General features: G+C 57.8%; 6 protein-coding genes. All 6 read left to right on the top strand.

Features of this window, described 5'->3' with window-relative positions:
• Positions 1-32: 32 nt before the first annotated feature.
• Entirely contained in the window at positions 33-971 is a 939-nt protein-coding gene (gene ribF, locus QMM04_RS19895) for a bifunctional riboflavin kinase/FAD synthetase (protein ID WP_282996837.1), read from the top strand.
• Between the two features lie 27 nt (positions 972-998).
• Positions 999-3,818 (top strand): isoleucine--tRNA ligase, encoded by a 2,820-nt coding sequence (gene ileS / locus QMM04_RS19890; protein WP_031279711.1) that lies wholly within the window; start codon positions 999-1,001, stop codon positions 3,816-3,818.
• Entirely contained in the window at positions 3,818-4,318 is a 501-nt protein-coding gene (gene lspA, locus QMM04_RS19885; RefSeq protein ID WP_021507598.1) for a signal peptidase II, read from the top strand. The genes ileS and lspA overlap by 1 nt, the downstream gene beginning before the upstream one ends.
• 9 nt (positions 4,319-4,327) lie before the next feature.
• On the top strand, positions 4,328-4,798 hold the full coding sequence (fkpB, locus tag QMM04_RS19880) for an FKBP-type peptidyl-prolyl cis-trans isomerase (protein ID WP_021507597.1): 471 nt from the start codon (positions 4,328-4,330) through the stop codon (positions 4,796-4,798).
• Positions 4,779-5,732 (top strand): 4-hydroxy-3-methylbut-2-enyl diphosphate reductase, encoded by a 954-nt coding sequence (ispH, locus tag QMM04_RS19875; RefSeq protein ID WP_021507596.1) that lies wholly within the window; start codon positions 4,779-4,781, stop codon positions 5,730-5,732. The genes fkpB and ispH overlap by 20 nt, the downstream gene beginning before the upstream one ends.
• A gap of 223 nt (positions 5,733-5,955) precedes the next feature.
• Entirely contained in the window at positions 5,956-6,771 is an 816-nt protein-coding gene (dapB, locus tag QMM04_RS19870) for a 4-hydroxy-tetrahydrodipicolinate reductase (RefSeq protein WP_021507594.1), read from the top strand.

Here is a 6,771-nt window from a genome sequence, read left to right as displayed (position 1 = left end):
AATCCGCCGATTTCCACCGGTTTGAGTCAGCCATGAAGTTTATCCGCGGTATTTACAATCTGAAAGAGCAGCATCGCGGCTGCGTCCTGACCATTGGTAATTTTGACGGCGTGCATCGCGGCCACCAGGCGCTGATGGCGGAGTTAATTGCCGAAGGACGTAAACGCAACCTGCCGGTGGTGGTGATGCTGTTTGAGCCACAGCCGCTGGAGCTGTTTGCCGGCGACAAAGCGCCGGCGCGCCTGACGCGTCTGCGTGAAAAGCTCAAGTACCTCGCACTGGCAGGCGTTGACGCCGTGGTGTGCGTGCGCTTCGATCGCCGTTTTGCGGCACACTCAGCACAAAGCTTTATCAGCGAACTGCTGGTCGACAAGCTCAATGTGAAATTCCTCGCAGTGGGGGATGATTTCCGCTTTGGCGCTGGTCGCCAGGGGGATTTCCTGTTATTACAGAAAGCCGGTGCGGAGTATGGCTTTGAGGTCATCAGCACCCAGACCTATTGTGATGGCGGCAAACGTATCAGCAGTACGGCGGTACGTCAGGCGCTGGCGCAGGACGATTTTGCTCAGGCGCAGCAGCTGCTCGGTCATCCGTTCAGTATTTCTGGCCGCGTGGTGCACGGTGATGCACTGGGACGCACCATTGGTTTCCCGACCGCCAATCTCCCGCTTCGTCGCACCGTGACGCCGGTAAAAGGTGTCTTTGCGGTTGAAGTGCTGGGGCTGGGCGAGCAGCCGATTCCCGGCGTGGCAAACATTGGTACGCGCCCGACGGTAAAAGGTCTGCGTCAGCAGCTTGAAGTTCACCTGCTCGACACACATATGAATCTTTATGGGCGCCACATTGAGGTGGTGCTGAAGCAGAAGATTCGCGACGAACAGCGTTTCGCTTCGCTGGACGCGCTGAAAGAACAAATTGCGAAAGATGTGGTGACGGCCCGCCAATTCTTTGGGCTTAACGCACCGGCTTAATGACCGAAATACGGAACCGAGAATCTGATGAGTGACTATAAATCTACCCTGAATTTGCCGGAAACGGGGTTCCCGATGCGTGGCGATCTGGCCAAACGCGAACCGGGAATGCTGCAACGTTGGTATGATGACAACCTGTACGGCATCATCCGCGCAGCCAAAAAAGGGAAAAAAACCTTTATCCTGCATGATGGCCCTCCGTATGCGAACGGCAGCATTCATATTGGTCACTCAGTTAACAAGATTCTGAAAGATATTATCGTTAAGTCGAAAGGCATGGCGGGCTTTGACTCGCCGTATGTTCCCGGCTGGGACTGCCACGGCTTACCGATTGAGCACAAAGTTGAGCAGATGATTGGCAAGCCGGGCGAGAAAGTCAGCGCAGCTGAATTCCGCGCAGCCTGCCGCAACTACGCGGCGGAGCAGGTTGAAGGCCAGAAGAAGGACTTCATCCGCCTTGGCGTGCTCGGCGACTGGGATCGTCCTTATCTGACCATGAATTTCCAGACCGAAGCCAACATCATTCGCGCGCTGGGCAAGATCATCGGTAATGGTCATCTGCACAAAGGCGCCAAGCCGGTGCACTGGTGCATGGACTGCCGTTCCGCGCTGGCGGAAGCGGAAGTGGAGTATTACGACAAAACTTCACCTTCTATCGACGTGATGTTTAACGCGCTGGATGCCGATGCGGTACGCGCGAAGTTTGGCGTTGCAACGTCAGAAGGCCCGGTTTCACTGGTTATCTGGACCACCACGCCGTGGACCATGCCGGCAAACCGCGCCATCTCGCTGCATCCGGAATTCGACTACCAGCTGGTGCAGATTGCCGGCCGCAGCCTGATCCTCGCGAAAGATCTGGTGGAATCGGTGTTGAAACGCGCAGGCATCAGTGAGTGGCAGGTGCTGGGCGAGTGCAAAGGCGCCGCGCTGGAGCTGCAGCTGTTCCAGCATCCGTTCCTTGAGCAGATCCAGTCGAAAGTGGTGCTGGGCGAGCACGTCACGCTGGACGCCGGTACCGGTGCGGTGCACACCGCGCCAGGCCACGGTCCGGATGACTATGTGATCGGCCAGAAGTACGGCATCGAAACCGCTAACCCGGTCGGGCCGGACGGCGCGTATCTGCCGGGCACCTATCCAACCCTGGATGGCGTTAACGTATTTAAAGCCAACGACATGATCGTTGCGCTGCTGCAGGAGAAAGGTGCGCTGCTGCACGTGGAAAAACTGCTGCACAGCTATCCGCACTGCTGGCGTCATAAAACGCCAATCATCTTCCGTGCTACGCCGCAGTGGTTTATCAGCATGGATCAGAAAGGTCTGCGTGCGCAGTCGCTGAAAGAGATCAAGGGTGTGCAGTGGATCCCGGACTGGGGCCAGGCGCGTATCGAAGCGATGGTCGCTAACCGTCCGGACTGGTGCATCTCGCGTCAGCGCACCTGGGGCGTGCCGATGGCGCTGTTCGTCCATAAAGAGAGCGAGCAGCTGCACCCGGATACGCTGGAGCTGATGGAGAAAGTGGCGCAGCGCGTCGAGCAGGACGGTATTCAGGCGTGGTGGGATCTCGATCCGCGCGATCTGATGGGCGATGACGCCGATCACTACGTCAAAGTGCCGGATACCCTCGACGTCTGGTTTGACTCCGGATCGACCAGCTTCTCGGTGGTGGATGCGCGTCCGGAATTTGACGGGCACGCACCGGATATGTATCTGGAAGGCTCGGATCAGCATCGCGGCTGGTTCATGTCCTCGCTGATGATCTCCACGGCGATGAAGGGCAAAGCGCCTTACCGCCAGGTACTGACCCACGGCTTCACCGTCGACGGTCAGGGCCGCAAAATGTCGAAATCAATCGGCAATACCGTGGCACCGCAGGATGTGATGGACAAGCTGGGCGCGGATATTCTGCGTCTGTGGGTGGCCTCAACCGACTACTCCGGTGAGATGGCAGTATCCGACGAAATCCTGAAACGGGCCGCCGACAGCTATCGCCGTATCCGTAACACCGCGCGCTTCCTGCTGGCGAACCTTGCAGGCTTCAACCCGGCGACCGACTGCGTCAGCCCGGAAGAGATGGTGGTAGTGGATCGCTGGGCCGTAGGCCGTGCGCTGGCGGCACAGCAGGACATCGTGCAGTCGTACGAGAACTACGATTTCCACGAAGTGGTGCAGCGTCTGATGCACTTCTGCTCCATCGAGATGGGCTCGTTCTATCTCGACGTGATCAAAGATCGTCAGTACACCGCGAAGGGCGACAGCCTGGCGCGTCGCAGCTGCCAGACCGCGCTGTGGCATATCGCTGAAGCGCTGGTGCGCTGGATGGCGCCGATCATGTCGTTCACCGCGGATGAGATCTGGGGCTATCTGCCTGGCGAGCGTCCACAGTACGTGTTCACCGAAGAGTGGTATCAGGGCCTGTTTGGTCTGGCGCAGGATGAAGCGCTGAATGATGCTTACTGGGCAGAACTGCTGAAAGTGCGCGGTGAAGTGAACAAGGTGATTGAGCAAGCGCGCAGCGACAAACGCATCGGCGGCGCACTCGAAGCCACCGTCACGCTGTACGCGGATCCGGAACTGGCGGCGAAGCTGCAGGCGCTGGGCGATGAGCTGCGTTTCGTGCTGCTGACTTCGGGCGCGACCGTGGCGGATTACGTGACGGCCAGCGACGAAGCGCAGCAGAGCGAACTGTTAAAAGGTCTGAAAATCGCGCTGCATAAAGCAGAAGGCGAGAAATGCCCGCGCTGCTGGCATTACACTACTGACGTCGGCCAGAATCCGGAGCATGCTGCGGTGTGTGGACGTTGCTACACCAACGTAGCCGGAAACGGTGAAGTGCGGAAATTTGCCTGATGAGTAAACTGTGCTCAACCGGACTGCGCTGGGTATGGCTGGTGCTGGTGGTGATCGTGGTCGATTTTGCCAGCAAGCAGTGGGTCATGAACAACATGATGCTGCATGAAACCCAGCCGCTGATGCCGTTCCTGAATCTGTTCTACGCGCACAACTATGGCGCGGCGTTCAGCTTCCTGGCAGACAAAGGCGGCTGGCAGCGCTGGTTCTTTGCCGGTATCGCCATCGCCATTGTGGTGTCGCTGCTGGTGATGATGTATCGCAATCGCGCCAGCAATAAATTAACCAACATTGCCTACGCGCTGATTATCGGCGGGGCGCTGGGTAACCTGTTTGATCGTGCCTGGCACGGCTTTGTGGTCGACTTTATCGACTTCTATGTCGGTGACTGGCACTTCGCCACCTTTAACATTGCCGACTGCGGTATCTGCATCGGTGCGGCGCTGGTGGTGCTGGAAGGCTTTCTCAGCCCGAAAGGCAAACAGGTCACGAATAAATAAGGGTAACAGATGACAGACATCGTTCAGCGCGACAGCGCGCTGCTGGTGCATTTTACACTGAAGCTGGAGGATGGCTCGACGGCTGAATCCACGCGCGCCAACGGCAAGCCTGCGCTGTTCCGTCTGGGAGATGGCAGCCTGTCGGCGGCGCTGGAGCAGGAGCTGGTCGGGCGTAAAGTGGGCGATCAGCACGCCTTTACGCTGGAGCCGGAAGACGCCTTTGGCGCTGCCAGCCCGGATCTGATCCAGTACTTCTCGCGCCGTGATTTCATCGACGCGGGCGAGCCGGAAGTCGGTGCCATCATGCTGTTCAGCGGCATGGGCGGCAGCGAGATGCCGGGCGTGATTCGTGAAATTTCCGGTGACTCGATTACCGTCGATTTCAACCATCCGCTGGCGGGTCAGCGCATTAAATTTGAGATTGAAGTGCTGGAGATCGATCCGGTGCTGGAGGCCAGCGATGCAAATCCTGTTAGCTAACCCACGCGGTTTCTGTGCAGGCGTCGACCGCGCTATCAGCATTGTCGAGCGGGCGCTGGAGATGTATGGCGCGCCAATTTACGTGCGCCATGAAGTGGTGCATAACCGCTACGTGGTCAGCAGTCTGCGCGAGCGCGGTGCGATCTTCATTGAAGAGATCAGTGAAGTACCGGACAACGCCATCCTGATTTTCTCGGCACACGGCGTTTCCCAGGCCGTGCGGGCCGAAGCGAAAGCGCGCAGCCTCACCATGCTGTTTGACGCCACCTGTCCGCTGGTGACCAAGGTGCATATGGAAGTGGCGCGTGCCAGCCGTAAAGGCGTGGAAGCGATCCTCATCGGCCACGCCGGCCATCCGGAAGTGGAAGGCACCATGGGTCAGTACAGCAATCCGAACGGCGGCATGTATCTGGTGGAGTCGCCAGAGGATGTGTTTAAGCTGCAGGTAAAAGATGAAAACAACCTGTGCTTTATGACGCAGACCACGCTGTCGGTGGATGATACCTCGGACGTGATCGATGCGCTGCGTCAGCGTTTCCCGGCAATCATTGGACCGCGTAAGGATGATATCTGCTACGCCACCACCAACCGCCAGGAAGCGGTGCGCGTGCTGGCGCAGGATGCGGAGGTGGTTCTGGTGGTCGGCTCGAAAAACTCCTCCAACTCGAATCGTCTGGCGGAGCTGGCGCAGCGTGCCGGCAAGCTGGCGAAGCTGATTGATTCTGCGGATGATATTCAGGAAGAGTGGGTCAAAGGCGTGCAGTGTATCGGCGTTACCGCCGGCGCTTCGGCTCCGGATATTCTGGTGCAGCAGGTGATTCAGCGCCTGCGTGAGCTGGGCGGCGAAGCGGCGATTGAGCTGATTGGCCGTGAAGAGAATATCGTGTTTGAAGTGCCGAAAGAGCTGCGCGTCGACGTACGCAACGTGCAGTAAGCACTTCAATTTGCTGACAGAAACAGGCCGACAATGTTCGGCCTTTTCTTTATCCTTTATCACCTCAGCCGTGACTTCCAGCGGGCGGGATTGCTTTTACTGATAATCTATCGCGGCTGGCCTAAAATTCTTATTATCCCGTTATTATTGTGGCGTGACTGTTATCTGACCGTTAACCTGTTTACGCTTTGCATGCATAGTTTTGTATCAGGAATGAATAAATATGAGTGAAATCCGCATTGCTATTGTTGGTGCGCCGGGTCGCATGGGACGCAATCTGATTCAGGCCGCACAGCAGGCGGAAGGCGTGGTGTTAGGCGCGGCGCTGGCGCGCAGCGGTTCCTCGCTGCTGGGGGCGGATGCCGGTGAACTGGCGGGAATCGGCAAAACCGGCGTACGGGTGACCGACGATCTGCGGCAGGTGGTGAATGATTTCGATGTGCTGATCGATTTCACCCGTCCGGAAGGCACGCTGGAATATCTGGCGTTCTGCCGTCAGCATCAAAAAGCGATGGTGATTGGCACCACCGGTTTTGATGAAGCCGGTAAGGCAGCCATCCGTGAAGCGGCTGAAGAGATTGGCATCGTGTTTGCCGCGAACTTCAGCGTAGGCGTCAATCTGGTGCTTAACCTGTTACAGCAGGCGGCAAAAGTGATGGGCGACTATGCGGATATTGAGATTGTGGAAGCGCATCACCGCCATAAAGTGGATGCGCCATCTGGCACGGCGCTGGCGATGGGAGAGGCGATTGCCGACGCCATGCACTGGAAGCTGGATGAGCACGCGGTTTACGCGCGCGAAGGCCATACCGGCGAGCGCAAGGCGCAAACCATCGGCTTTGCCACCGTGCGCGCGGGCGATATTGTCGGTGAGCACACCGCGATGTTTGCGGATATCGGCGAGCGCGTAGAGATTACGCACAAGGCTTCCAGCCGCATGACCTTCGCCAATGGGGCCGTTAAGGCTGCTGCATGGCTAAAAGATAAGAAATCTGGCCTTTATGATATGCGTGATGTGCTGGATTTATCGATGTTGTGA

This window comes from Pantoea sp. Pa-EAmG, from assembly GCF_030024295.1.
GTDB lineage: Bacteria > Pseudomonadota > Gammaproteobacteria > Enterobacterales > Enterobacteriaceae > Pantoea > Pantoea dispersa.
Note: the sequence above shows the minus strand (reverse complement) of the source record. Positions and strands in the feature narration are given on the sequence as shown.